Origin of the sequence: Candidatus Sulfurimonas baltica, assembly GCF_015265455.1 — a bacterium.
In the GTDB taxonomy this organism is placed as follows: domain Bacteria; phylum Campylobacterota; class Campylobacteria; order Campylobacterales; family Sulfurimonadaceae; genus Sulfurimonas; species Sulfurimonas baltica.
In genome coordinates, this window is the sequence record NZ_CP054492.1 from 727001 (window position 1) to 750766 (window position 23766).

A 23766-nucleotide genomic window follows, 5' to 3' on the forward strand; every position below is an offset into this window, starting at 1 on the left:
TATGAGTTTAGAGCTTAAAAATCTATATGATAATTTTAGAGATGCAGACACTATAAAGGCTTATGCAAAAATTATTAAAGAAGATGCTAAAAAACTAAAGAGGTCTATAAATATTATGGAAGTTTGCGGCGGACATACCCATACTATAATGAAGTACGGAATTCTTCAACTTTTACCTGAGAATATAAAGTTTATTCATGGTCCGGGTTGTCCTGTTTGTATAATGCCAAAAGAGAGAATCGACCATGCTTATGTACTAAGTATGCAAGAGGATGTGATACTTGTAACACTAGGCGATATGATAAAAGTACCAGGAAGTAATGGAAGCCTTCAAGATGCCAGAAGTAAAGGAGCTGATGTTCGTTTTGTTTACTCTCCGCTAGATTGTCTCAAAATTGCCCAAGAGAACCCAGCAAAAACAGTAATCTTTTTTGCTATAGGTTTTGAGACAACAACTCCAATGACAGCTGCTCTTCTTAATACAGTAATAAAAAAGGGTATAAAAAACATTCTTTTTCATATAAACCATGTAACAATTCCAGAAGCTATGTCTGCTCTACTTGCCGATAAAGACAACAAGATAGACGCTTTTTTAGGACCCTCACATGTAAGCGTAATTAGCGGGAGCAAAATATATGAAGAGTTCCCAAGAGATTACAATAAACCTGTAGTGGTTTCAGGTTTTGAGCCAGTTGATGTTATGCAGTCAATAAGTATGATAGTAAAACAGTTTATAGAAGATAGATGCGAGCTAGAAGTTGAGTATAAAAGAGCAGTCACTTATGATGGAAACATAAAGGCGCAAGAACTCATAAACAAGTACTTTGAAAAAGTTGAGCATTTTAGATGGAGAGGCTTAGGTGATATTCCTAAAAGCGGGTTGAAGCTAAGAGATGAGTATAAAGAGTATAATGCAGAAGAAATTTATAGTGAGATTTTGCCGAGCCAAAAGATAGACGACCATAAACTATGCATATGCGGCGATATACTAAGAGGTCTTGCAAATCCTGTTGAGTGTAGTATATTTGGTACAGCATGTAAGCCATCTTCACCTGTAGGAAGCTGCATGGTAAGCAGTGAAGGTGCTTGTGCTGCGTACTATAAGTATGGGAATTTGATTTAGTATAAATATATAAAATTTAAGGCTTTAAGTATGAGTTATAAACCACCTTTTACTATAACATCTAAGATGCTAAATCTTGTGAGTGATATAACTGAAGCTTTAGCGAAAATAGAGAGCACTCAAAATAATATAATAACTCCTTATTTGAGAAAAACAAATCGAATAAAAACATTAGCTGGAACTTTAGAAATAGAGGGAAACCTTTTAGGTGAAGAAAAAATAACAGCTATTTTAGATGGCAAAAGAGTTCTAGGAACTATGCGTGAACTTGCAGAAGTAGATGGAGCAATAAAAGCTTACGAGAAGTTTGAAGAGTATCAGTATGATTCACTAGATGATTTACTTCAAGCACATAAAATTTTAATGACTGATATTTTAACTACAGCAGGAACTTTTAGAAGAGTTAATGTCGGGGTTGGAAGTGAGAGTGGAGTAAGTCATGTAGCACCACGACATGAGAGAGTTCCTGAGTTGATGATTGATTTATTTGAGTGGTTACAAAACTCAGATGACCATCCTCTAATAAAAAGTAGTGTTTTTCACTATGAATTTGAATTTATTCATCCTTTTAGTGATGGCAATGGTCGCATAGGGAGACTTTGGCAAAGTGTGATTTTGTATCACTATAAAAGTATATTCTCTTCAATAGCTACTGAGAGTATAGTGAGAGATTATCAAGACAAGTACTATAAAGCCTTAGACTCAGGAGAACTCGGTGAAAGTACACCTTTTATAGAGTTTATGCTAGGAGTAATTTTAGAGGCTATAGAAAATGTCCCTAATAATGTCCCTAATAATGTCCCTAAAGAAAGAGAACTCTCAATAATTAGTTTAATAACAGAAAATTCAAAAGTAACAGTAAAAGAACTAGCTATTAGGTTCTCAGTAAATGATAAAACAATTAAGAGAGATTTAGAGAAGCTAAAACAAGAAAATAAAATCAAGAGAGTAGGTAGTACTAGAAGCGGATATTGGGAAGTTTTAGTTTAGTATGAAAAATATTATTTATGAATATAGAGAAGTTGAACACAAAGCTTTAAAAGAACACATTGTTAATACTTCCGCTTTACATAAATATTTTAAAGAAGATTGGGGAAAAGTAAAAACTAGGCAGTATTGTGGAATACTCAATTTTCAAGATAAAGATTTTTACATACTTCCTAAAATTAGCGATACAAATGAAGAAGAAAATTTAGATATTTTTATCTACATGTTGATGTATGCTTATGACGTAAAACTTGAAAATGAAGATATAGCTTCTTGCAAAAATGAAAAACATAACATCTTAGAAGTTTTTATACAACTTTTTGCACAAAGGTTGTTTAAAGAGTTCAAACGAGGCATTTACAAAGAATATATAACCGAGCAGGATAATCTCACGACCCTTAGAGGCAAATATCTTATAAATGAAAATCTCAAATATAATCATATAAAAAATAAAATCTACTGCGAATATGATGAATTCAGCGAAAACAATGAGCTAAATCAGTTTTTTTTGTTTGCTGTAAAAACTCTACTAAAATACACAAAAAACAAAAAACTTTTAAAACATTGTGAGCTTGTACTAGATGAGGTAGAGTATAGAACTTTTGATATAAATAACCTACATGTACATTTTAACAGACTAAACAACAGGTTCAAAGATAGTTTTGAATTTGCACTTTTGCTTTTAAACAAATCAATTCCGCTCTTTGCAAAAGATAAAAAAAGTTTTGCGTTCTTGTTTGACATGAATGTTCTTTTTGAGAGGTTTGTCGGCAAGATGGTAAAAGAGCTTGAACCCGCAACACTGCTTCAAAGCTGCGACACATACGGAGATCTGATTTTAAAACCTGATATCATTGTAAAAGATTTGATAATTGACACTAAATATAAAAAGCTTGGTGCAAAAAATGATATAAAAAGAGATGATAAGTTTCAGATGTTCGTTTATGGAAAAAACTATCACATAACAAATACAATGCTTCTCTATCCGAAACATCTGGAGCATTTTGACTATGATTTGGTTTTAGGGGAAAAGGGCGAGGAAGTAAAAATGAAAGTAAAGAGTTTGGATTTGTGGTTTGACGGGTGCGGTGGTTATAGTGAGTTTATTGAGGAAGTTAAAATTAAAGTTAAGGAACTGTCATGTTAGATTTAGAAAATTTTAGAAGATATTTAGAAGATATTGGATTTGGTGCTATACAAAATTACATTGCATATTTAAACTCGTTAATTAATATATTAAATCAAATTGATGAATATCAAGCATTAAATGACCAAGATAAAGTAGTTAAATTTGCTAATGCAAATAATGAATTCAAAAATGAATTTGATCAACACCATAAATACGCTAATAATAACACATTTAATGATTTTAGAAGTGGCGCTAGAAAATATGTAGAGTTTTTAAATAACAGCACAATTGAAGAAGAAAGTCAAAATATGATAAACATCAAAAATATAATCCTCTACGGTGCTCCAGGAGTTGGAAAAACTCATAATTACAAAAATATAATCTCGATGATAGAAGATGGTAAAAGCCAAAATGAGATTTTTGATGTCGTTTCAAAAAATCAACATGTAGATTTAAAAAATGATGCTTTTGAGAGCATAAAAAAAGAGAAAAGAGTGGAGTTTGTGACCTTCCATCAAAGCTACTCTTATGAAGATTTTATAGAGGGCTTTAGACCAAATGAGAGCGGCAATATTGAACTTGAAGATGGGATATTTAAAAGGCTTTCACTTAATGCACTTAATAAAATTAGAGAGTCAGAATTGAAACATATCTCTTTTGATGAAGCTTATGATATCTTAAGAGGTATGTATTTTAACAATGAGCTTGAGCCTTTGTATTCTGTTAGTGATATAGAAATAGTTATCAATGATTTTAAAGAAAAATCACTAAAAGTCCAATCTAAAAGTGCAAAAGATGAACAATATGTTAAGAAAAATGATTTAGAAGTAGTAGTAAATGCTATTCTTAAAAATCTTGTAGGCAAGCCATCAGATATAAGACGATTAGAAGTAAAAAAAGATACTTTTTCTCTTTCAGGATATTATTTTCCAATAGGAAATAAAATAGTTGAAATAATTAAAAATAATAAAATTGATGTAGAAAAAGAGAAAAACTTCTACATAGTCATAGACGAAATAAACAGAGGAAATATCTCTAAAATCTTTGGAGAACTAATTACACTAATAGAAGAAGATAAAAGAGATGTTTATGAAGTGACGCTTCCATATTCAAAAGAGAAGTTCAAAGTTCCCTCAAATCTTTATATAATTGCTACGATGAATTCTACCGATAAATCTATCGCAACTATAGATATAGCTCTTAGAAGAAGATTTACATTTTTAAAGATGAAGCCGAATGAAGATTTGATTCTACATGTAAAGGCAAAAAAGCTGTTTAATAGCCTAAATAAATTTATAAAAGATAATCTAAATGAAGACTACATGTTAGGGCATAGTTATTTTATGAAAATACAAACTACAGAAGATTTGGAGTTTGTCAAAGAGTATAAAATCAAACCTCTTTTGGAAGAGTATTTTTATGCTGATGATGAAAATCATGATAATGCTATGAAAATTTTAAACAAAGAAGATAGTGATGAATAAGGTAGAAAACCAACAGGACTATAGCACCTTTTTATTTGAAATAAAACAGCAGATACACACCTCACAAATAAGAGCTATAAATAGCGTAAACAAAGAGATGATAATGCTCTATTTTGATATAGGCAAAGCCATATTTTATAAACAGCAAAAACTTGGCTGGGGTGCAAAAGTAATAGATAAACTAAGTAGTGATATAAAGAGTGAATTTCCAGATATAGGTGGTTTTTCTACAAGAAATATAAAGCTGATGGTGCAGTTTTATAAAGAATATGAAAATATTGGAATTGGGCAACTGCCAGTTGCACAAATTAATAGTAAAGAAAAAGGGCAACTATTGGTTGCACAAATTCCTTGGGCACATAATATAGTCTTAATACAAAAGCTAAAAGATATAGAATTACGATATTGGTATATTCAAAGAACTTTTGAGAATGGTTGGAGTAGAGACACTTTGGCTTTGATGATTAAAAGTGAATTTCATAAAAGGGAAGGAAAATTAGTATCAAATTTTAAAAATATACTGGCTCCACAAGATAGTGATTTAGTGCAACAGTCATTTAAGGACCCTTATATATTTGATTTTTTAACTATTGCAGAGCCTTTTAGAGAAAGAGAACTTGAATCAAATTTAACTAAACACATGGAAAAGTTTCTTATAGAGCTAGGAAGTGGTTTTGCGTTTGTAGGTAAGCAGTATAAGTTAGAAGTTGGAGATGATGATTTTTATATAGATTTGCTTTTTTATCATTTAAAGCTTCGATGTTATATAGTGATTGAACTTAAAAAAGGTAAATTTAAGCCAGAATATTCTGGACAAGTTAATTTTTATTGTTCTGCTATAGATGAAAAATTGGCTCATAAAGAAGATAATCCAACAATAGGACTTATATTATGCCAAGAAAAGAATGAGATAGTTGCAGAGTACTCACTAAAAAACATGTCACAACCTATAGGCATATCAGAATATGAACTAACAGAGGTTTTGCCAAAAGAGTTTGAATCAAGTTTACCAACAATTGAGATGATAGAGAATGAATTAAAATACAGTTTGAAAGATGATGAAAAATGAGTGAGCAAGAAAAAAACAAAAACAATCCATTACACGGTGTAAAACTACAAGATATTTTAGAGTCGCTTGTTAAACATTACGGGTGGAAGAAGTTAGGGCAATTGATAGACATTCGATGTTTTTTATTTGACCAAACTATAAACTCAAGCCTGAAGTTTTTAAGAAAGACACCATGGGCTAGAAAAAAAGTTGAAGATTTGTATCTCAACACTAAAAACCTCTCAAAAAAAGAAGATTCTCATGAATAAAACAATCACTCTTGCTCAGGGAAACGGTGGAGAAGAGAACAACGAGCTTATATCAAAAGTATTTTATAAAGCATTTAAAAACGATATATTGGAAAAAAGTGAGGATGCTGCGATTATACATAATGGAGAGTTAGCATTTTCAACTGATAGCTTTACAGTTAGTCCACTTTTCTTTGCTGGAGCCGACATAGGCAAGCTAGCGGTTTGTGGTACATGTAACGATTTAGCGATGATGGGCGCAAAGCCAAAATACCTTACATGTAGCGTTATAATAGAAGAGGGCTTCTCAACTTCTGAGCTTGAAATTATAGTAAGCAGTATGAAAAAGGAACTTGAGGTAAACGGTGCTATTGTAGTAAGCGGCGATACAAAGGTTGTACCTCGTGGAAGTGTTGATAAGATTTTTATAAACACTACCGGCATTGGTGAGGTTATAAAAAAAGGTATTAGCTCGAACAACATCACTCAGGATGATTTAATTATAGTAAACCGTGATATCGGTTGTCACGGTGCAACTATTTTTTCAGCTCGTGAAGGTATTGAGATGAGCAGCTCTTTAAAAAGCGATTGTGAATCATTGTTTGCTCAAGTAAAAGCCCTAATAGATGCAAATATAAATATTACTGCCATGAGAGATGCAACCAGAGGTGGAGTGAGTGCTGTTTTAAACGAGTGGTCTAAGCAGTCAAACATTTGTATAGAAGTACAAGAAGATAAAATCCCTGTAAGTGATGAGGTAGTAGGTATTTGCGAGATGCTTGGCTTTGAGGCAACTGCTTTGGCAAATGAGGGAACTTTCGTACTTGCTATAAACAAAGAGGATGCACAAAAAGCGGTAGAGATTTTAAAAACATTTCAAAACTGCTCAAACGCTACTATTATAGGTAAGGTGACAGATAGACATTTAAAAAGGGTAATCTTAAATAGCAGTTTTGGAACTTCAAGATTTTTAGAGACGCCTAGCGGTGAGCTGCTTCCAAGAATTTGCTAAAAGGATATTGTGAATGCATGAATATAGTATAGTTCAATCTCTTTTAGACTCATGTGATGAGAATGCAAAAGCTAACAATGCTACAAAGGTGATTAAGGTTGTTATAAAGATAGGTGTAATGAGCGGAGTAGAGCCAGAGCTTTTAAAAACTGCCTTTGATACATTTAAAGAACAAACCATATGTGAAGATGCAGAATTTATTATAAATATCCAAAGTGTTATTGTAAAATGTAACAGTTGTTTAATCGAATCGACACTTAAAAAACTAGAGTATACTTGCCCAAAATGCAAGAGTACAGAATTATCAATACTTGATGGTGAAGATATGTACTTGATGCAGTTAGAACTAGAATAAATACTTTGTTTGAATATTGGTAAAGGATTAAATAAAACTTAAAGCTTATTTGGATATAATTCCGGACTTTTTAGATATATTTAAGGAATTGTATATGTACGCAATTATCAAAAATGGTGGTAAGCAATATAAAGTTCAAGAGGGTGATGTTTTATTATTAGATAAAATGTCTCTTGAGCCTAAAGCTATCATCGAAATTAATGAAGTTCTAGCTGTTAACGCAGGTGAACTTAAAATGGGAGCTCCTTATGTTGATGGAGCTGTTGTAACTGCTGAAGTGATCAATGAAGGTCGTGACAGAAAAGTAGTTATTTTCAAAAAACGTCGTCGTAAAGACAGTAAAGTTAAAAGAGGTTTCAGAAGAGACTTCACTCGTGTTCGTATCACGAAAATAGCTGCATAATAGCAAGCTTCATAATTAAGTAGGAGATTTCATATGGCACATAAGAAAGGTCAGGGAAGTACACAGAATAATCGTGACTCAGCTGGTAGAAGACTTGGAGTTAAAAAGTATGGTGGTGAGGTAGTAATACCTGGTAACATCATTATTCGCCAAAGAGGAACGAAAGTTCATCCAGGTAAAAATGTTGGTATGGGTAAAGATCATACTTTATTCGCACTAGTTGAAGGTGTTGTTACTTTTGAGAGAAAAGACAAAAAACGTCAACAAGTTTCAGTAATACCTGCTGCATAATTCTACAATATTTGGGCTTGTCCCAAATGTTTTCCGCTTCACAATGGGTTTTACACCTAAACAATATAAAAAAATTTAATAATTTACTATTTTAAAATCAAGTGAATTTTTAAGTTTTTAAATATTAAGTTTAATATCGATTTCTAAAGTTTACTTAGAAATTTTACACGGATAGTTACTAGCTAAAAGAAAAATCAGAAGGAGAGCACTTGTTTACAGATAGTGTCGAATTAACAGTTTCATCGGGAAAAGGTGGACAAGGGTGTGTAGCATTTCGTCGTGAAAAGTTTGTTCTAAATGGCGGACCAAATGGTGGAGATGGCGGAAAAGGTGGAGATATCTGGTTTAAATGTGATAACAATACCCATACTCTCTCACATTTTCAGAAAAAAATGCACATTAAAGCAGAAGGTGGAGTTCCTGGCGCAGGTTCACTTATGGCAGGAAAATCTGGTCTTAAAAAAGTTATTATAGTTCCACCAGGGACGCAAATTTTAGATATGGAAACAGGTGATGTACTTTTTGATATGCTTGAGCATGGTAAAGAGGTGTTGTTTGTGGAGGGTGGAAAAGGCGGACTTGGTAATGTTCACTTTAAGAGTTCAACTAACCAAAGACCAACTTATGCACAACCTGGTGAAAAGGGTGAAACAAGAAGAATCAAATTAGATTTAAAGCTTATTGCAGATGTTGGTTTAGTCGGCTTTCCAAATGTTGGAAAATCTACTCTTATATCTACTGTTTCAAATGCTCGTCCAGAGATTGCAAACTATGAGTTTACTACACTTACGCCAAAACTTGGTCAAGTCAATATTGGTGATTTTGAATCATTCGTTATGGCTGATATTCCTGGTATTATCGGTGGAGCTCACGAGGGTAAAGGTCTTGGAATTCAGTTTTTAAGACATATAGAGAGAACAAAAACACTTTTATATATGGTTGATTTAGCTTCTTATAGAGACTTAAAAGAGCAAATTGAAACTCTAAAAGATGAAATATCATCATTTTCTGAAATATTAGGCACAAATCAGTATGCTATCGCACTTACAAGACTAGATGTTGTTCCTGCGGATGAATTAAACGATTTAGTAAATGGTTTTTTAGAACTTCTTGGAGTTAAAGCAAATAAAAACAGTGAATTTGATTTTGATGATTCAATTCCTTACTTTATTCAAGATAGTGCAGATGAAACTTTAGGATATGATAAAACTCTTCCATATTTTGTTGCACCAATATCTTCTGCTATTAATAAAAACATTGAAGCACTTAAATACTCTCTGTTTAATTTAGTACATACAAATAGAAGAGACATTCAATAGATGAAACGAATTGTTGTTAAAGTTGGTAGTGCTGTTTTAACACAAAATGATTCAATTGCTCTTGAGCGGATGAAAGCATTGGTGGATTTTTTAGCAGAGCTGAAAAAGAGTTATGAAGTTATACTCGTTTCATCGGGGGCAGTTGCAGCCGGATATACGGCACTGAAGTTAGATAGAAGCGTATTGCAAAACAAACAAGCCTTAGCATCCATAGGTCAACCTATACTAATGGATAAATATGGTAAAAAATTTGCAATACACAATATTCTTACTGCTCAAGTGCTGGTTACTGCTGCAAACTTACAAAGAGAAGATGAGATTCAAAGAATTAAAGATACAGTAGATACTCTTATCTCCAACGGTGTTATTCCAATTATCAATGAAAATGACGCAACATCTACAAAAGAGCTTGTTGTTGGAGACAACGACCAGCTATCAGCTTATATAACAAAACATACCGATTCGAGTTTGCTTATAATACTTTCCGATATAGATGGTTACTACGACAGTGATCCAAGAGAAAATAAAGATGCAAAAGTACTGAAAATTGTAAATTCTATTGATAAAAATGAGCTTCAAAAAGATGCAACACCTCATGGCGCTTTTGCAACAGGCGGAATTTTAACTAAATTAAAAGCTGCTGATTACCTTTTAACCAATTCGATAGATATGTTCTTGTCTAGTGGGTTTGATTTGAGTGATATTAAAAGCTACATGTTAGATAAAAAATATACCGGCGGAACACTTTTTACAAAAGGCAAAGATAATTGAAAATAATTTTTATGGGTACGCCAGATTATGCAAAGGCTATACTGCAAAAAATTATTAATACAAATGATATGGAAGTGGTTGCAGTTTACACTCAGCCAGATAAACCTGTCGGCAGAAAAAAAGTTATGACACCGCCAGAAGTAAAAACTCTTTCATTGGAAAATGACATTGACGTTTTTCAGCCAAATAGACTTCGTGATGAGAGTGTTGTAAAAGAGCTTCTTAAAATAGAGTGTGATTTTATAGTTGTTGCTGCGTATGGTCAAATATTGCCACTTGAGATTTTACAGCACGCCCCGTGCATAAATCTACATGCGTCTATATTACCAACATATAGAGGGGCAAGTCCAATTCAGCAAACTCTTCTAAATGGCGACAAAAAAACTGGTGTCACAGCAATGTTGATGGATGTTGGTTTGGATACCGGTGACATTATCAAAATAAAAGAGATAGATGTAAGTGATAGTGAAATGTCAGATTCTCTTTTTGATAGACTTACAGAGGTTGCAAGTGATTTAACAATAGATGTCTTGCAAAACTTTAGCAAATACCCGCATGTTAAACAAAATGACTCTCTATTTTCGCATTGCAGTAAAATTACAAAAGAAGATGGTGAAGTTGAGTTTAAAGACGCTACCACACTTTACAATAAATATCGTGCATTTACACCTTGGCCAGGGGTTTATTTAAATAACGGACTCAAACTTAAAGAAATAGAATTAATAGAAGCGAAGAGTAACAATGAGGCTGGAAAAATTCTACATGTAGATAAAAACAGTATTGTAGTTGGATGTGAAAATGGAACTATTAGAATTGTAAGAGTTCAGCCACAATCAAAAAAAGATATGGATGTTCTCTCGTATATTAATGGCAAAAGATTAACCGTTGCAGATACTCTCTCTTGATAGTGTAGATTCTACTCAAAATTATTTAAAAGAGTTAGTAAAACAAAACAAAGTAACTCCTCCTTTGGCTGTTGTAGCCAAAACTCAAACAAATGGTATTGGTAGTAGAGAAAATACTTGGAGCGGTATGGATGGAAATCTTTTTCTCTCTTTTGCCATTCCATTAAGCAATCTGCCAAAAGATTTAAAACTTGAATCGGCTTCTATTTATTTTGCTTATTTATTAAAAGATAGCTTGTCTGAATCGAATTCTAAAGTTTGGCTAAAATGGCCAAATGATTTTTATATCGGAAATAAAAAAATTGGCGGGATGATTACACATGTGGTTGAAAAAACCCTTGTCTGCGGGGTTGGTTTAAATATAGAAAATTCTCCAGAAAATTTTGCAAAATTAGATATAAAAATAAGTATAGATGAACTATTAAATAAGTATTTTGAAAGTGTTGAAAAAAATGTTTTATGGAAGCAAGTTTTTAGTAAGTATGAGTTAGAATTCCATAAGAATAAAAACTTTTTTACACATAAAAATAATTTAAAAATTTCCTTAAAAGATGTTGTCCTGCAAAGCGATGGCTCTATAATAAGTGATGGCGAGAGGATATACAGTCTAAGATGAGCGAAGTAATAGTAATAGCAAATCAAAAAGGTGGTGTTGGTAAAACGACTACTGCCGTAAATTTAGCTGCCTCTCTTGCTGTTGCAGAAAAAAAAGTACTCTTAATAGACTCTGACCCACAGGCAAATGCCACTACATCTTTGGGCTTTCATAGAAATGATTATGAGTTTAATATTTATCATGTGTTAATCGGAACAAAAAAACTAAAAGATATTATCTTAAAGTCTGAGTTGCCAACTCTTCATTTAGCTCCATCAAATATTGGATTGGTTGGAATTGAAAAAGAGTATTATGATGCAGACAAGGCAGCAGGGCGTGAATTAGTACTTAAAAAAGCTATTTCCAATGTATTAAAAGATTACGACTATATTATTATAGATTCTCCTCCGGCACTTGGACCCATGACTATCAATGCCCTTTCGGCTTCAAATTCTGTAATAATACCAATACAGTGTGAGTTTTTTGCACTTGAAGGTCTTGCGCAACTTTTAAACACTATAAAACTTGTAAGAAAGTCTATAAATCCAAAACTTAAAGTAAGAGGTTTTCTCCCAACAATGTTTAGTTCTCAAAATAATCTCTCTAAGCAAGTTTTTGCTGATTTAAAACAACATTTCAAAAGTAAGCTTTTTCAAACAAAAAGTGGCAAGATAATTGTTGTCCCAAGAAATGTTAAGTTGGCGGAATCTCCATCATTTGGTAAACCGGCAATTTTATATGATGTGAAGTCAAGTGGCTCGATTTCATACCAAAATTTAGCACAAGCGATAATAGAACAATGAAATCACAAAAATTAGGCCGTGGATTAGATGCTCTTTTAGGAGAAATGGGAGAAGCTTATGAAAATGAAGGCTCATCAAGAGACTCTATTATAGAAGTTTTAGTTAAAGATGTAAGACCAAACCCTTTTCAGCCAAGAAAACATTTTGAGGAGAGTTCTCTTTATGAGTTAAGCGAATCAATAAAAAACGACGGTCTTCTTCAGCCAATAGTAGTAACTGAAGATATTGACGGGTATGTCTTGATTGCGGGAGAAAGAAGACTCCGCGCATCAAAATTGGCAAAACTAAAAACTATTCGTGCCATTATACAAAATAGCGATGAGCATAAGATGAGACAATTCGCTTTGATAGAGAATATACAAAGAGATGAATTGAACTCAATTGAACTTGCATACGCTTATGCTGAGTTGATAAAACTTCATGATTTGACCCAAGAAGAGCTCTCTTTAAAAATACATAAAAGCAGAACTCATATTACAAATGCTATTAGGCTTTTACAACTCTCAGTAAAAACACAAAGATCTCTTATAGAGAGAAAAATTTCAACAGGACATGCAAAGGTCTTAGTTGGGCTAGATGAAAAGCAGCAGCAGTTGATTGTAAACTCCATTATTGGACAAAAGCTAAGTGTAAGAGAAGTTGAAGCTATGGTCAAAAATATTAAAAGCATAAAATCTAAACCTGCTGATGAACAACCAGTTGTATCATACGATTTTACAGATATTAAAAATAAACTCTCCCATCTTGGTTTTAAAATCAAGACATCAAATAAAAATTTAACTATAGAGTTTGGCAGCGAAACTCAAATTAGTAGTTTTTTATCGCATCTTAAGTAATAATACTCAAAAAAGTGTAAATATTAAAATTTATTCTTCCTTTAACAATTCTTTCAATTTTATAATAGTATAATCACGCAACTTTTAGGAGGTGCTATGTTAGATATAAATCCGATACTACTTGTAGCTACATTTATTGTGTTTCTTGCACTTATTATCACTCTTAACAGTTGGCTTTACAATCCATTATTTGCTTACATGAATAAAAGAGATGAAGACATTAAAAAAGACTTGAATAAAGTCGGTTCTAATGATGATGAAATCAATGAACTTCATGCAAAAGCACAATCAATAATTGATAATGCTAAACTGGAGGCTGCGGCTCTGAGAGAGAAAGTTATTGCAGATGCTAAAGAGTTGGCAGATAGTAAGATAGAGGCAAAGCGTGCTGAATTAGCTAGTCAGTATTTAGAGTTTGAGCGGTCACTTGCTCAATCTCGTGAACAATTAACAAGTGATCTAAAGTCACAAGTTCCATTGTTTCAAGAAGCTGTTAAAGCTAAATTTAGTCAAATATAAGGATGTAATGTGAGTAGAATTATAGTATTAATGATTATGATATCAACAATAGCGTTAGCATCTAATGCAGAGCATGCAGGAACTGATATAGTTCAAAGAACAGTAAACTTTTTATTGTTTGCTGGACTTATTTGGTACCTTGTTGCAGAACCAGCAAAAAACTATTTTGCGTCAAGAAGTCAAGGAATTGCTGACGAGATGCAAAAGGTTCAAGATAAGTTAAAAGAGTCTATTTCTTTAAAAAAAGATGCACTTGTAAAAATAACTGATGCAGAGAAATTTGCAACAGAGTTACTTGTTTCTTCTAAAAAAGAGAATAAGATTATAAATGACAATATTATGAATCAGTGCGATGTTGATTTGGAAATAATAGTAAAACAACAAACAACTTTGATGGACTTTGAGCAAAGAAAAATGGTTCGTAAAGTTGTTGAAGATACACTTGAAGATGTACTTAAACAAAGTAGTGATAGTTTTGATAGAGAAGCTATGGCTAATGTTATCTTGAAGAAGGTGGCATAAATGGAAGAGTTAATCGCAAAAAGATATATTAAAGCTATTAAGAAAAGCTCTGATATGGATTCAATGCTGAACATGGCTTTGATTTTTTCTGCTATAGCTGAGTCTTTTAATGATCCGAAGTTTCTTCAGATTATTAATAACCCAAATGTTAGCAGAGATCAAAAATCAGAGATTCTTTTGGCAGCAGTTAAATCTGCTAATTCTAAAGATGTTGAGAATTTAGTTAAATTACTTGCTGAACATAATCGTATCAATATTATTCCTACTTTAGCGGAAGTGTTGAGAAAAGATATTGCAACTACAAGTAAAAACTATAGTGGTGTTATATACAGCGACAGCAGTATTGACGCAAAAACTATAGAAGATTTAGGTAGTGGCTTAGGTAAAAAATTTGATTCTACTATATCATTAGAGTTGGTGAAAAGTGACTTTAACGGTATAAAAGTAGATGTACAAGATCTTGGTATAGAGATAAGTTTCTCTAAATCTAGAATTAATAATCAAATGATAGAACATATTATAAAAGCAATTTAACTTCAAGAGAGGAGAAATATAGTGGTAGCAAAAATTCAAGCTGATGAAATCAGCTCAATAATTAAAGAGCGTATCGATAACTTTGAACTAAGTGTTGATATTAATGAAACTGGTAAAATAGTTTCTTATGCTGATGGGGTTGCACAGGTTTACGGACTTAGCAATGTTATGGCTGGAGAAATGGTAGAGTTTGACGAGGGTACTCAAGGTTTAGTAATGAATCTTGAAGAGAGCAGAGTAGGTGTTGTTATTCTTGGCGGAGGTTCACAACTAAGAGAAGGTATGTCTGTTAAAAGACTTGGTAAGCTTCTTAAAGTTCCTGTTGGTGATGCACTACTTGGTCGTGTTGTAAACGCACTTGGAGAGCCAATTGATGGTAAAGGTCCTATTGAGACAACTGAAACTCGTTTCGTTGAAGAAAAAGCACCTGGTATCATGCAGAGAAAATCTGTTCACGAGCCGTTAGCAACTGGTATTAAAGCAATTGATGCATTAGTTCCAATTGGTCGTGGTCAAAGAGAACTTATTATTGGTGATAGACAAACTGGTAAAACAACAGTAGCACTAGACGCTATTATTAATCAAAAAGGTAATGGCGTTGTTTGTATCTATGTTGCAGTAGGTCAAAAAGAGTCAACAGTAGCTCAAATAGTTCGTCGTTTAGAGGAGCATGGTGCATTAGAATATACAATTATTGTATCTTCTACAGCTGCTGAAGCTGCTGCACTTCAATTTTTAGCTCCATACACTGGTGTTACTATGGGTGAATACTTCCGTGATAACGCTAGACATGGCCTAATTGTATATGATGATTTATCAAAGCATGCAGTTGCATACCGTGAAATGTCACTTATTCTTCGTCGTCCTCCGGGCCGTGAAGCTTATCCTGGAGATGTTTTTTACATTCACTCTCGTCTTCTTGAGAGAGCTGCAAAGCTTTCAGATGAAAAAGGTGCTGGTTCACTAACAGCACTCCCAATTATTGAGACTCAAGCGGGTGATGTTGCGGCATATATTCCTACTAATGTTATCTCTATTACTGATGGTCAGATTTTCCTTGAAACTGAACTATTCAACTCGGGTGTTCGTCCAGCAATTAATGTTGGTCTTTCAGTTTCTCGCGTTGGTGGTGCTGCTCAGATTAAAGCTACTAAGCAAGTTGCTGGTACTTTAAGACTTGACCTAGCTCAGTATCGTGAGCTTCAAGCATTTGCACAATTTGCATCTGACCTTGATGAAACATCTCGTAATCAGCTAGAGCGTGGACAAAGAATGGTAGAAGTTCTAAAACAAGGACCATTTTCTCCTCTTTCTGCTGAAAAGCAAGTTGCTATTATCTTCGCTGGAAATGAAGGTTTCCTAGATGATATGGATCCGTCAAATGTTGTTCGTTTTGAGGCTGAAATGTATCCATTTATTGAAGCATCGTATCCTCAAATTTTTGAGAATATTAGAAGTACTTCTAAAGTAGATGATGATACTACAACATTATTGAAAAAAGCACTTGAAGAGTTCAAATCTAGCTTTGTAGCTAAGTAAGGAAAACTTTATGGCAAACTTGAAAGATATTCAAAGACAGATAAAAAGTGTTTCTAACACTCAAAAGACGACTCGTGCTATGAAGCTTGTATCAACTGCAAAGCTTCGTCGCGCAGAAGAGTTAGCTAAGCGCTCACGTCTTTATGCTGCAAAAATGAATCAGGTAATTGCCGAAATAGCTGGACGCATTAAATGTAACAAAGTTGGCGGAATCGATAATCGTTGTTTTACGAAAATTGAAAACCCTAAAACTGTTGATATTATTTTTGTAACTGCTGATAAAGGTTTATGTGGCGGTTTTAATATTCAAACTATTAAAGCTGTTAAAAAACTAATTGCAGAGTATAAAGCAAAAAATGTAAAAGTGCGTTTACGTGGAATCGGTAAAAAAGGTGTTGAGTTTTTTAAATATAATGAAGTTGAAATGTTTGACTCAGTTATAAATCTTAGTTCAAGACCTGATAAAGATAGAGCAGACGATTTCATCGAAACTTCTATTGAAGATTTTAAAGATGGAAAAATTGATGCTCTTCATCTTGTATATAATGGCTACAAAAACATGATAACACAAGAGTTACATGTGAACAAAGTGTTGCCAGTAGATGCAGATCAGTTTGAATGTGAAGAAGTACAAAAATCAATCTTAGAGATTGAAGCTCAAGATGAAGAGAAAATGCTTGATTCTTTGGTTAATAGGTATGTAGAATATGCTATGTATTATGCGCTAATTGATTCAGTTGCGGCTGAGCACAGTGCTAGAATGCAGGCTATGGATACAGCTACTAATAATGCTAAAGATATGGTTAAATCATTAAATATTAAATTTAATAAAGCTAGACAAGCAGCTATTACAACAGAACTTATAGAGATTATAAGTGGTGTGGAGTCTATGAAATAATGGAGAAAAATATGATTGGTAAAATAAGCCAGGTTATGGGGCCTATTGTTGACGTTGATTTTGATGGGTATCTTCCAGTAATTAATGAAGCAATTGAAGTTCAAATAAGTTTAGAAGGTTCTGTAAATCGTTTAGTATTAGAAGTTGCAGCTCACTTAGGTGATGGTCGTGTTAGAACGATCGCAATGGATATGAGTGAAGGTTTAGTTCGTGGTATGGATGCTACTGCTACTGGTTCACCTATTAAGGTTCCTGTTGGAGAGAAAGTACTTGGACGTATTTTTAATGTTATCGGTGAAACTATTGATGATGGTGAGCAAGTTACTGATGCACCACTATGGTCTATTCACCGTGATCCTCCACCATTAGTTGATCAATCAACTACTACGGAGATGTTTGAGACAGGTATTAAAGTTGTTGACTTATTAGCACCATACTCAAAAGGTGGTAAAGTTGGACTATTCGGTGGTGCTGGTGTTGGTAAGACAGTTATTATCATGGAGCTTATTCATAATGTTGCTCATGGTCATGATGGTCTATCTGTATTCGCTGGTGTTGGTGAGAGAACTCGTGAAGGTAATGACCTTTACCACGAGATGAAAGACTCGAATGTACTTGATAAAGTTGCACTATGCTACGGTCAAATGAGTGAGCCTCCTGGAGCACGTAACCGTATTGCTTTAACTGGTCTTACTATGGCTGAGTACTTTAGAGATGAAAAAGGTCTAGATGTATTGATGTTTGTTGATAATATCTTCCGTTTTGCTCAATCAGGTTCAGAGATGTCTGCTCTTCTTGGTCGTATCCCTTCAGCTGTTGGTTACCAACCAACTTTAGCTCGTGAAATGGGTGCGTTACAAGATAGAATTACATCAACTAAAAATGGTTCAATTACTTCTGTTCAAGCTGTTTATGTTCCAGCGGATGATTTAACTGACCCGGCTCCTGCTTCTGTATTTGCTCACTTAGATGCAACTACAGTTCTTAATCGTAAAATTGCTGAAAAAGGTATATATCCTGCAGTTGATCCACTTGATTCAACTTCTAGATTACTTGATCCTCAAATTTTAGGTGAAGAGCACTATAATGTAGCTCGTGGTGTTCAACAAACACTTCAAAAATACAAAGACTTACAAGATATTATAGCTATTCTTGGTATGGATGAATTATCTGAAGAAGATAAAAATGTTGTAGAGAGAGCTCGTAAAATTGAGAAATTCTTATCACAGCCATTCTTTGTTGCAGAAGTATTTACAGGTTCTCCTGGTAAGTATGTTTCTTTAGCAGATACTATCAAAGGTTTCAAAATGATTCTTGATGGTGAATGTGACCATATGTCAGAAAATTCTTTCTACATGGTTGGTAACATGGATGAAGCAATTGAGAAATCTCAAAAGAAGTAATTCATAAAGGATCCAAATGAGTATGTTAAAACTTGAAATTCTAACTCCTAATGGTGAAATCTATAATGGTGAAGCTATTAGTGTAACTCTTCCAGGTGAAGAGGGTGAGTTTGGTGTTCTTGCAGAACACGCTTCGCTAACAACACTGTTAGAAGCTGGCGTTATAGATATAGAAAAAGAAGACAAGTCAGTTGAGTCAATTTTAATCAACTGGGGTGTTGTTCATGTTGATGAAGAGAAAGTTATTGTTCTAGTTGAAGGTGCTGTAGCTATTCGTGGTGAAAACGAAAGCGCAATTGCTACAGCACTTGAAAATGCTAAAGAATTAATTGAATCTATTAAGGATAACAATCCTGCAATAGCAGCTGTTTCAGCTAGAATTGAATCAGCGGCTCATAACTTATTGTAAACTATGATTAACGAAATAACTGATTTTTATTTAAAAAGTCACCCAGTTACTCTGGGTGTTTTAGCACTTTTATCAATCTATTTTATAGTGCTAAATTGGGTTTATTTTTATCGCTATTTTTCTCTTAATAGTTGGCTTGAAATAGAGAATAGATCTCTTGAGAGCCTTCTTATGGGAGCTACAACAGTAAATCAACAATCTTTTTTATTTAATTTCCTAAAAACTAGTTCTAACATTACAAAAGAAGTGTTAAGTTTAGGAATGCTTGCTGCAACAAAAGAAGCTACTAAAGGGTTGTCAATACTCTCTATATTTGCTTCCACAACTCCATTTATAGGGTTATTTGGAACGGTTGTGTCTATACTAGACACATTTACACATATAGGACAAAGTAGCGGTGGAATGAGTATTATAGCCAGTGGTGTTTCAGATGCTTTGGTAGCAACTGCTGCGGGTATATTTGTTGCTATATTCGCATATACATATCATCAAATACTAAAAAGAAAATCTTTTGAACTAATAAGCTTTATGCAGATGCAAAGTGATGCAATAATAGCTCGTAAAGTATAAAAAATGAATTATGATTGGGATGAAAAACCTGAGTTAAATATTACTCCATTGGTAGATGTTATGCTGGTGCTTTTAGCGATTATGATGGTAATTGCACCAAATATGATATACGAAGAAAAAATAAATCTTCCTCAAAGCTCTAAGACCACACAATTGTCAAAAATACCTCCTGTTCATATAACTATTGATAAAAATAAAAATCTTAAAATTAATAAAGATAGCTATGAGCTAAACTCTTTTATGGATAATTTTTATTTATACACTAAAAAACTTGATAAAAAAGCTACTGTACTTATTAGTGCTGATAAAAGTTTGGATTACGGTGTTGTTATGTCAGTACTTGCTGCTGTAAAGCAAGCAGGTTTTTCTGAGGTTTCATTAGCAACTAATGGATAAAAACAACTCCTATTTTTATATTAGTGGTTTTATATCACTATCATTATTTATATTTTTTTTAGTATTGTTTATATATATGGTTACATCATCTGACAAAGTAAAAACATTTGCCATGAAAAAAGATAACTATATTTCTGTATCAATAGATATGCCAAAAACAGAACAAAAGAGTAATAAAGAAAGTGTAAGTGAAGCGGAAATAAAAAAAAGTGAAGCACCTAAAAAAAGTGAAGAGGTAAATATAGATAATCTGTTTAGTGACGTTTGGACTAAAACTATAAAAACACCAAGCCAAAAACCTAAAACAGTTGACATAAGAAGACTTCATGAAATCAAAAAACCTATTAGTAAATCAGAAAATAATATGGTTGAATCATTATCAAAAAAAGTTAATAAAATTGAAACAAACAATATTGAGCAAGAGAGTTTAAAGAGTTCTACAGCGCCTGAAGTTAATGAATATTTGGCTAAAATTCAAGCTTTGGTATATGAATATTTTTATCCACCTCAAAATTCTCAGGGAAATAGTGTAGAAGCTATTATAGAACTTAGTTCTATAGGAAGGGTGTACGATTTTAGAATCTTAAGATATTCATCTAATACTGCATTGAATAATGAGTGTGACAAAATTAAAGATAGACTTAAAAATGTAATTTTTCCACAAAACCCTGAAAATAATTCAGGGGTATATACAATAATTTTAAAATCAGAGGAGTAAGTATGAAAATTTTAATTTCATTTTTGATTGCTTTCACTTTTACATACGCGAGCGATGCTACAATAGAAGTAATTAAAAAAGTCGATTCTCTTCCAACTTTGGCAGTAGAAGATTCTTCTTTAAGTTATAGTGACACATTTAAAATGATCTTTTTTAAGTCATTGGTAGCTGATTTAAATGTAATATCAATATTTAATGTTGATAGACATCATCGTAAAATTGACTTTGATTCAAGCAGTACAGCACAAGAAAACAAAGATATGAATTATATTTTAAGGTATCAACTTATAGAGGATGATGCCGGTGCATTAAATATAAAATTAAAAATTATAAGTGATAATAAAATTGTATTTAATAAAAACTATAAAGTTAATAATAAAAATATTTATATGTTTCTTTCGCATACTGTCGCCTATGACATTAACAAGTTTATGGGTGAACCATCTATTGAATGGATTAAAAGAAAAGTTATTTTTTCAAGAGTTGTTGCTCCCCAAAAGAGTGAATTGGTAATATCTGATTATACTCTTACATATCAGCATATTGCTGTAAAAGGCGGTTTTAATTTATTTCCAAAGTGGTCTAATAAGGCTCAAACAGCATTTTATTACACTTCATTGGATGAAAAAAAACCAACTTTAAAATATGTTGATATTACTACAGGCAAGAGTGAAGTAATCGCATCTTCGGATGGAATGATGATATGTTCTGATGTAAGTGATGACGGACAAAAGCTGTTACTGACTAAGGCACCTGCTGGACAACCAGATATTTATCTATATGACGTTCAAACGAAAAAAACCACAAGATTGACAAAATATGGTGGAATTGATGTTAGTGGTCAATTTATAGATAATGAAAATATAATATTTGTATCTGATCGACTTGGGTATCCAAATATTTTTTCTAAAAGAATTGATGGAAGCAGTGTTGAGCAGATGGTTTACTATGGAAAAAGTAACGCTGCATGTAGTGCTTTTGGGAAGTATATAGTCTATAAAGCAAGAGAAAGCTCTGATGCATTTTCCGATAATACATTTAATTTACATCTTATCTCAACAGAGACAGACTTTATCAGAAGACTGACGGCTGTAGGGGTAAATGAATTTCCAAGATTTTCTATAGATGGCGACGCTATAATTTTTATTAAAAATTATAGCGCTCAAAGTTCTATCGGCATTATAAGACTAAAGCATAATAAAAATTATCTTTTTCCTTTGAAATATGGAAAAGTCCAATCAATGGATTGGTAAAACGGTTTTTATTAAAATATATTAATATAATTCTGGTACAATGACACAAATAAAACTGAAGGTAGTGAAAAAATGAAAAGTATAGTAATATCAAGTGTAGTAACAGCACTTTTAATCTTAAGCGGATGTAGTAGTAAAGATCCAGTTATAGACGAAACTAAGACTGAGGTTGCTAGTGAAATAGCAAAAGATAAAGTTGCTGAAGAGGTTGCACCTGTAGAAACTGAAACTGTATCATCTAGCGAGTCTTCTGTATTAAATGAAAAAGTGACACTAGACGAAAGTAGTAAAGATTCTTCAGGCTCTGATTCTATGGAGAAGTTAGAAAAAAACTTTTCATCAATATACTTTGATTTTGACAAGTTCAATATTCGTTCTGACATGGAAAACAAAATTTCTGGCGATGTGCAATTGGCAAATTCAACAGCAAGTAAATTTTCTATAAAACTAGAAGGTAACTGTGATGAATGGGGAAGTGACGAGTACAACTTTGCTTTAGGTCTTAAAAGAGCAAGTACAGTTAAAAAATCTTTGGTAGCAGAAGGTGTTGCTGTTAATCGTATTACAATGGTAAGCTATGGTGAAAGTAACCCTACCTGTACTGATAAAACAAAAGATTGTTGGGCTAAGAACCGTAGAGTTGATTTTAAACTATTACCGTAATTTATGAATAGAAGCATATTAATTGCTCTTTATGCAATATTATTACCTTATTACTTAATCGGTGCAGAACCTTCTGCATTCGGTGCTGGCAATTTAAACAGTCCAGAACCCTATGGTTTAACTTCAAGTGAAAAAACACTCTTAGAAAATAAAAAAAATCTTCAAAAAGTTGTAGTTAAAAGTAATAATCAAGCTAATGAAGTTGATTCACTAAGAGAGAGAATTGATGGATTACAGACTATTATTGAAAGTATAAGTTCTTTATCCCGCCAAAATAAATTGGATTTAAAATCAATAAATAAAGAGAATAGTGATGAACTTAAGAGTAGTGTTGAATTTAATAAAAGACTTAATGACTCAACGCAATTAAACAATAATTCAATCAAAGAGAATAATAAGCTTATTCTTGTAAATATCACAGATATTGAAAAAATAAACCTTGCAATTGCAGAGATAACCAAGCTGATTGATAAGATAAATAGCACATATGTAACAAAAGATGAGTTTAATCTCCTTGTTAATGACGTTAATAATTTTAAAGATTTAGTGACAAAAGAATTAAAAGATGGTTCAAAGCAAAAGAAGTCTAGTTTGGACTCTATGTCGAGTGCTGATATTGAGAACCAAGCTAAAATTTTTTATGATAAAAAACTTTATTCAGAATCATATGAATATTATAGTAATTTAGTAAAAAGAAACTATAGACCTGCTCGCGCACATTACATGTTGGGTGAGATAGAGTATTATAGGAAAAATTATTCTGACGCTATAGCTTATTATAAAAAAAGTGCATCTCTTTATTCAAAAGCATCATATATGGATATTTTGATGCTACATACAGCAATTTCTATGGATAATACTGGTGATAAGAAAAATGCAAAAACTTTTTATAATGCTGTAATTACTAAGTACCCAAATAGTAATGGTGCAAAAATCGCGAATAATAAACTTAGTTTAATTAAATAATTGTTATTAACTTAGCTGTGTTAGCATTATTATGTTAAAATCCAAAAAAAATATAAAAGGCATTGAA

29 protein-coding genes are annotated in these 23766 nt (G+C 32.7%); all 29 read left to right on the forward strand.

Annotated features, from left to right (window positions below):
* Nucleotide 1 precedes the first annotated feature (1 nt).
* The 29 genes from hypD to HUE88_RS03710 all read left to right on the forward strand — a co-directional run bounded on the left by hypD (nt 2) and on the right by HUE88_RS03710 (nt 23699).
* Nucleotides 2–1123: a hydrogenase formation protein HypD gene (hypD, locus tag HUE88_RS03570; protein WP_194371143.1), complete on the forward strand. Its 1122-nt coding sequence runs from the start codon at nt 2–4 to the stop codon at nt 1121–1123.
* A 30-nt stretch (nt 1124–1153) separates the two neighbouring features.
* Nucleotides 1154–2113 carry a Fic family protein gene (locus HUE88_RS03575; protein ID WP_194371145.1) on the forward strand — a complete coding sequence of 320 codons (960 nt, stop codon included), beginning with the start codon at nt 1154–1156 and terminating at the stop codon, nt 2111–2113.
* A gap of 1 nt (nt 2114) precedes the next feature.
* Nucleotides 2115–3257, forward strand: a complete 1143-nt coding sequence (locus HUE88_RS03580) for an McrC family protein (RefSeq protein ID WP_194371147.1) — start codon at nt 2115–2117, stop codon at nt 3255–3257.
* Entirely contained in the window at nt 3251–4723 is a 1473-nt protein-coding gene (locus HUE88_RS03585; RefSeq protein ID WP_194371149.1) for an McrB family protein, read from the forward strand. The genes HUE88_RS03580 and HUE88_RS03585 overlap by 7 nt, the downstream gene beginning before the upstream one ends.
* Nucleotides 4716–5792, forward strand: coding sequence for a PDDEXK nuclease domain-containing protein (locus tag HUE88_RS03590; protein WP_194371151.1), 1077 nt, complete (start codon nt 4716–4718; stop codon nt 5790–5792). Before HUE88_RS03585 ends, HUE88_RS03590 begins: the two co-directional genes overlap by 8 nt.
* On the forward strand, nt 5789–6040 hold the full coding sequence (locus HUE88_RS03595; RefSeq protein ID WP_194371153.1) for a VF530 family protein: 252 nt from the start codon (nt 5789–5791) through the stop codon (nt 6038–6040). Before HUE88_RS03590 ends, HUE88_RS03595 begins: the two co-directional genes overlap by 4 nt.
* Entirely contained in the window at nt 6033–7031 is a 999-nt protein-coding gene (gene hypE / locus HUE88_RS03600) for a hydrogenase expression/formation protein HypE (RefSeq protein WP_194371155.1), read from the forward strand. The genes HUE88_RS03595 and hypE overlap by 8 nt, the downstream gene beginning before the upstream one ends.
* A 13-nt stretch (nt 7032–7044) precedes the next feature.
* On the forward strand, nt 7045–7386 hold the full coding sequence (gene hypA, locus HUE88_RS03605) for a hydrogenase/urease nickel incorporation protein HypA (RefSeq protein ID WP_194365884.1): 342 nt from the start codon (nt 7045–7047) through the stop codon (nt 7384–7386).
* A 94-nt stretch (nt 7387–7480) separates the two neighbouring features.
* Entirely contained in the window at nt 7481–7789 is a 309-nt protein-coding gene (rplU, locus tag HUE88_RS03610) for a 50S ribosomal protein L21 (protein WP_194365882.1), read from the forward strand.
* 33 nt (nt 7790–7822) lie between these two features.
* Nucleotides 7823–8080 (forward strand): 50S ribosomal protein L27, encoded by a 258-nt coding sequence (gene rpmA / locus HUE88_RS03615; RefSeq protein ID WP_194371157.1) that lies wholly within the window; start codon nt 7823–7825, stop codon nt 8078–8080.
* A 209-nt stretch (nt 8081–8289) separates the two neighbouring features.
* A complete protein-coding gene (gene obgE, locus HUE88_RS03620; RefSeq protein ID WP_194371159.1) occupies nt 8290–9399 on the forward strand; it encodes a GTPase ObgE in 1110 nt (369 codons plus the stop codon).
* Nucleotides 9400–10170, forward strand: coding sequence for a glutamate 5-kinase (gene proB, locus HUE88_RS03625; RefSeq protein ID WP_194371161.1), 771 nt, complete (start codon nt 9400–9402; stop codon nt 10168–10170).
* Nucleotides 10167–11075: a methionyl-tRNA formyltransferase gene (gene fmt / locus HUE88_RS03630; RefSeq protein WP_430733192.1), complete on the forward strand. Its 909-nt coding sequence runs from the start codon at nt 10167–10169 to the stop codon at nt 11073–11075. The genes proB and fmt overlap by 4 nt, the downstream gene beginning before the upstream one ends.
* A complete protein-coding gene (locus tag HUE88_RS03635) occupies nt 11056–11691 on the forward strand; it encodes a biotin--[acetyl-CoA-carboxylase] ligase (RefSeq protein WP_194371163.1) in 636 nt (211 codons plus the stop codon). The genes fmt and HUE88_RS03635 overlap by 20 nt, the downstream gene beginning before the upstream one ends.
* Nucleotides 11688–12473: a ParA family protein gene (locus HUE88_RS03640; RefSeq protein ID WP_194371165.1), complete on the forward strand. Its 786-nt coding sequence runs from the start codon at nt 11688–11690 to the stop codon at nt 12471–12473. Before HUE88_RS03635 ends, HUE88_RS03640 begins: the two co-directional genes overlap by 4 nt.
* Nucleotides 12470–13309, forward strand: a complete 840-nt coding sequence (locus HUE88_RS03645) for a ParB/RepB/Spo0J family partition protein (RefSeq protein WP_194371167.1) — start codon at nt 12470–12472, stop codon at nt 13307–13309. Before HUE88_RS03640 ends, HUE88_RS03645 begins: the two co-directional genes overlap by 4 nt.
* Nucleotides 13310–13405: 96 nt before the next feature.
* Nucleotides 13406–13828 carry a FoF1 ATP synthase subunit B' gene (locus tag HUE88_RS03650; RefSeq protein ID WP_194371169.1) on the forward strand — a complete coding sequence of 141 codons (423 nt, stop codon included), beginning with the start codon at nt 13406–13408 and terminating at the stop codon, nt 13826–13828.
* Between the two features lie 9 nt (nt 13829–13837).
* Nucleotides 13838–14350, forward strand: a complete 513-nt coding sequence (locus HUE88_RS03655) for a F0F1 ATP synthase subunit B (RefSeq protein WP_194371171.1) — start codon at nt 13838–13840, stop codon at nt 14348–14350.
* Complete coding sequence (locus HUE88_RS03660) at nt 14351–14884, forward strand: F0F1 ATP synthase subunit delta (RefSeq protein WP_194371173.1); 534 nt, start codon at nt 14351–14353, stop codon at nt 14882–14884. It begins immediately after the preceding gene.
* Between the two features lie 21 nt (nt 14885–14905).
* A complete protein-coding gene (gene atpA, locus HUE88_RS03665; protein ID WP_194371176.1) occupies nt 14906–16423 on the forward strand; it encodes a F0F1 ATP synthase subunit alpha in 1518 nt (505 codons plus the stop codon).
* Between the two features lie 10 nt (nt 16424–16433).
* Nucleotides 16434–17321, forward strand: a complete 888-nt coding sequence (gene atpG, locus HUE88_RS03670) for an ATP synthase F1 subunit gamma (RefSeq protein ID WP_194371178.1) — start codon at nt 16434–16436, stop codon at nt 17319–17321.
* Between the two features lie 11 nt (nt 17322–17332).
* On the forward strand, nt 17333–18724 hold the full coding sequence (gene atpD / locus HUE88_RS03675) for a F0F1 ATP synthase subunit beta (protein WP_194371180.1): 1392 nt from the start codon (nt 17333–17335) through the stop codon (nt 18722–18724).
* A 16-nt stretch (nt 18725–18740) separates the two neighbouring features.
* Nucleotides 18741–19133: an ATP synthase F1 subunit epsilon gene (gene atpC / locus HUE88_RS03680; protein ID WP_194371182.1), complete on the forward strand. Its 393-nt coding sequence runs from the start codon at nt 18741–18743 to the stop codon at nt 19131–19133.
* Nucleotides 19134–19136: 3 nt separating this feature from the next.
* Nucleotides 19137–19703: a MotA/TolQ/ExbB proton channel family protein gene (locus HUE88_RS03685; RefSeq protein WP_194371184.1), complete on the forward strand. Its 567-nt coding sequence runs from the start codon at nt 19137–19139 to the stop codon at nt 19701–19703.
* 3 nt (nt 19704–19706) lie between these two features.
* A complete protein-coding gene (locus HUE88_RS03690; RefSeq protein WP_194371186.1) occupies nt 19707–20099 on the forward strand; it encodes an ExbD/TolR family protein in 393 nt (130 codons plus the stop codon).
* On the forward strand, nt 20092–20817 hold the full coding sequence (locus HUE88_RS03695; RefSeq protein ID WP_194371188.1) for a TonB C-terminal domain-containing protein: 726 nt from the start codon (nt 20092–20094) through the stop codon (nt 20815–20817). The genes HUE88_RS03690 and HUE88_RS03695 overlap by 8 nt, the downstream gene beginning before the upstream one ends.
* Before the next feature lie 2 nt (nt 20818–20819).
* Nucleotides 20820–22070 (forward strand): Tol-Pal system protein TolB, encoded by a 1251-nt coding sequence (gene tolB, locus HUE88_RS03700; protein ID WP_194371190.1) that lies wholly within the window; start codon nt 20820–20822, stop codon nt 22068–22070.
* Between the two features lie 72 nt (nt 22071–22142).
* Nucleotides 22143–22733 carry an OmpA family protein gene (locus HUE88_RS03705; protein ID WP_194371192.1) on the forward strand — a complete coding sequence of 197 codons (591 nt, stop codon included), beginning with the start codon at nt 22143–22145 and terminating at the stop codon, nt 22731–22733.
* A 3-nt stretch (nt 22734–22736) separates the two neighbouring features.
* On the forward strand, nt 22737–23699 hold the full coding sequence (locus tag HUE88_RS03710) for a tetratricopeptide repeat protein (RefSeq protein ID WP_194371194.1): 963 nt from the start codon (nt 22737–22739) through the stop codon (nt 23697–23699).
* Nucleotides 23700–23766: the final 67 nt, after the last annotated feature.

Bases quoted from the DNA above. Each gene is read 5' to 3' on its own strand.
- hypD (WP_194371143.1), top strand. From the start codon at position 2: ATGAGTTTAGAGCTTAAAAATCTATATGATAATTTTAGAGATGCAGAC.
- HUE88_RS03575 (WP_194371145.1), top strand. From the start codon at position 1,154: ATGAGTTATAAACCACCTTTTACTATAACATCTAAGATGCTAAATCTT.
- HUE88_RS03580 (WP_194371147.1), top strand. From the start codon at position 2,115: ATGAAAAATATTATTTATGAATATAGAGAAGTTGAACACAAAGCTTTA.
- HUE88_RS03585 (WP_194371149.1), top strand. From the start codon at position 3,251: ATGTTAGATTTAGAAAATTTTAGAAGATATTTAGAAGATATTGGATTT.
- HUE88_RS03590 (WP_194371151.1), top strand. From the start codon at position 4,716: ATGAATAAGGTAGAAAACCAACAGGACTATAGCACCTTTTTATTTGAA.
- HUE88_RS03595 (WP_194371153.1), top strand. From the start codon at position 5,789: ATGAGTGAGCAAGAAAAAAACAAAAACAATCCATTACACGGTGTAAAA.
- hypE (WP_194371155.1), top strand. From the start codon at position 6,033: ATGAATAAAACAATCACTCTTGCTCAGGGAAACGGTGGAGAAGAGAAC.
- hypA (WP_194365884.1), top strand. From the start codon at position 7,045: ATGCATGAATATAGTATAGTTCAATCTCTTTTAGACTCATGTGATGAG.
- rplU (WP_194365882.1), top strand. From the start codon at position 7,481: ATGTACGCAATTATCAAAAATGGTGGTAAGCAATATAAAGTTCAAGAG.
- rpmA (WP_194371157.1), top strand. From the start codon at position 7,823: ATGGCACATAAGAAAGGTCAGGGAAGTACACAGAATAATCGTGACTCA.
- proB (WP_194371161.1), top strand. From the start codon at position 9,400: ATGAAACGAATTGTTGTTAAAGTTGGTAGTGCTGTTTTAACACAAAAT.
- HUE88_RS03640 (WP_194371165.1), top strand. From the start codon at position 11,688: ATGAGCGAAGTAATAGTAATAGCAAATCAAAAAGGTGGTGTTGGTAAA.
- HUE88_RS03645 (WP_194371167.1), top strand. From the start codon at position 12,470: ATGAAATCACAAAAATTAGGCCGTGGATTAGATGCTCTTTTAGGAGAA.
- HUE88_RS03650 (WP_194371169.1), top strand. From the start codon at position 13,406: ATGTTAGATATAAATCCGATACTACTTGTAGCTACATTTATTGTGTTT.
- HUE88_RS03660 (WP_194371173.1), top strand. From the start codon at position 14,351: ATGGAAGAGTTAATCGCAAAAAGATATATTAAAGCTATTAAGAAAAGC.
- atpG (WP_194371178.1), top strand. From the start codon at position 16,434: ATGGCAAACTTGAAAGATATTCAAAGACAGATAAAAAGTGTTTCTAAC.
- atpD (WP_194371180.1), top strand. From the start codon at position 17,333: ATGATTGGTAAAATAAGCCAGGTTATGGGGCCTATTGTTGACGTTGAT.
- atpC (WP_194371182.1), top strand. From the start codon at position 18,741: ATGAGTATGTTAAAACTTGAAATTCTAACTCCTAATGGTGAAATCTAT.
- HUE88_RS03685 (WP_194371184.1), top strand. From the start codon at position 19,137: ATGATTAACGAAATAACTGATTTTTATTTAAAAAGTCACCCAGTTACT.
- HUE88_RS03690 (WP_194371186.1), top strand. From the start codon at position 19,707: ATGAATTATGATTGGGATGAAAAACCTGAGTTAAATATTACTCCATTG.
- HUE88_RS03695 (WP_194371188.1), top strand. From the start codon at position 20,092: ATGGATAAAAACAACTCCTATTTTTATATTAGTGGTTTTATATCACTA.
- tolB (WP_194371190.1), top strand. From the start codon at position 20,820: ATGAAAATTTTAATTTCATTTTTGATTGCTTTCACTTTTACATACGCG.
- HUE88_RS03705 (WP_194371192.1), top strand. From the start codon at position 22,143: ATGAAAAGTATAGTAATATCAAGTGTAGTAACAGCACTTTTAATCTTA.
- HUE88_RS03710 (WP_194371194.1), top strand. From the start codon at position 22,737: ATGAATAGAAGCATATTAATTGCTCTTTATGCAATATTATTACCTTAT.